This window comes from Paenibacillus sp. J31P316, from assembly GCF_056269105.1.
This window is the reverse complement of the sequence record NZ_JBWDNI010000033.1, coordinates 1-1273: the sequence shown is the minus strand read 5'-3', so window position 1 is coordinate 1273 and position 1273 is coordinate 1. Positions and strand designations below refer to the sequence as shown.

1 protein-coding gene and 1 pseudogene are annotated in these 1273 nt (G+C 46.0%); both read left to right on the top strand.

What is annotated here, in order from left to right:
* Positions 1 to 86 precede the first annotated feature (86 nt).
* Positions 87 to 227 (top strand): annotated as a pseudogene (locus AC0YNU_RS32865) (helix-turn-helix domain-containing protein); the annotation flags it as partial.
* Between the two features lie 122 nt (positions 228 to 349).
* Positions 350 to 1234, top strand: coding sequence for an IS3 family transposase (locus AC0YNU_RS32860; RefSeq protein WP_475764256.1), 885 nt, complete (start codon positions 350 to 352; stop codon positions 1232 to 1234).
* Positions 1235 to 1273 lie beyond the last annotated feature (39 nt).

Here is a 1273-nt window from a genome sequence, read left to right as displayed (position 1 = left end):
CCGTCTGATCTGCACCCCTTATAGTGGACATTGGAAAAACACCCTAGTGTTTAAACCGATGAAAACTATAGGGGGTGCTTTTCGTTATGAAAAAACAGGGAGAAAATCATCAGACATACAGCTTTGAGACAAAGAAAAGAGCAATAGAGATGCGGCTGCAAGGCATGACAAAGAAGAAAGTAGCAGAGGAACTGGGGATCACTGATGTGGGCCGGTTAAAGGTGTGGATGCGAAGGTACAATCAAATGGGCGATTTTGGACTGACGGATACACGTGGGAAGCGGAAAAATTATGCGGATGAAAACCGTTATGTCAGACGATTAGAGATGGAGAATGCTGTTCTAAAAAAGTGGTTGGTCATTACGAAGGCGGAGGTGTACCAGAGAAGTGTCGGCTCGTCGAAGAACTCCGAGAGCATTATACCGTTGCAGAACTTTGTAAAGAAATCGGGCTGTCCAGAAGCGGATTCTACGCCTTTTTAAAACGTAAGGAAGTCGATAAGGATCAGCATGCTAAAGAGCTAATACGTACCACTTTTGAGCGATACAAGGGCATCTACGGCTACCGCCAGATTCAGCTTTTCATGCTGCAGGATCACGCCGTCTGGATGAACCATAAGAAGGTGCTCCGTCTCATGCAAGAGATGGGGCTGCAAGCTCAGATACGCCGCAAATACCGTCATATCCGTAATTGGCATGTAGGTGACCGAGTTGTTAAAAATATGCTGGAGCGACAGTTTGAAGCCGATGTACCTAACCAGAAATGGGTCACCGATGTCACCCAATTTCGAGTCGGAGATACGTGGTTATACCTCTCTGCCATTAAGGACTTGTGCCAGAAGAGTATCGTAGCTTATAACATGAGCTTACGCAATGACAACGAACTCGTCCTTCAGACGTTCTCGAAAGCTTTTGACAAGGAAAAGGACGTGACTGGGCTGATCGTTCACAGCGATCAGGGATCCCAGTACACGTCCTACGATTACCACGACATGCTGCCAAAGGTTGGCGCCCGAATCAGCATGTCTAGCCGAGGCAATTGTTATGACAATGCCTCAATGGAGAGCTTCTTCTCTCATTTGAAGACGGAAGCACTCTACCCTTATGATATCCGATCCATCGACGATGCACAAAGCAGAATCGAAGAATATATCTATTTTTACAACAACCATCGTCCGCAAAGAAAATTAAAAAAACTGTCTCCGGCACAATACCGGAGACAGTTTTTTGGGTAGGGCTTTTTCTAACTGTCCACTAAATGGGGTCTTGACCAG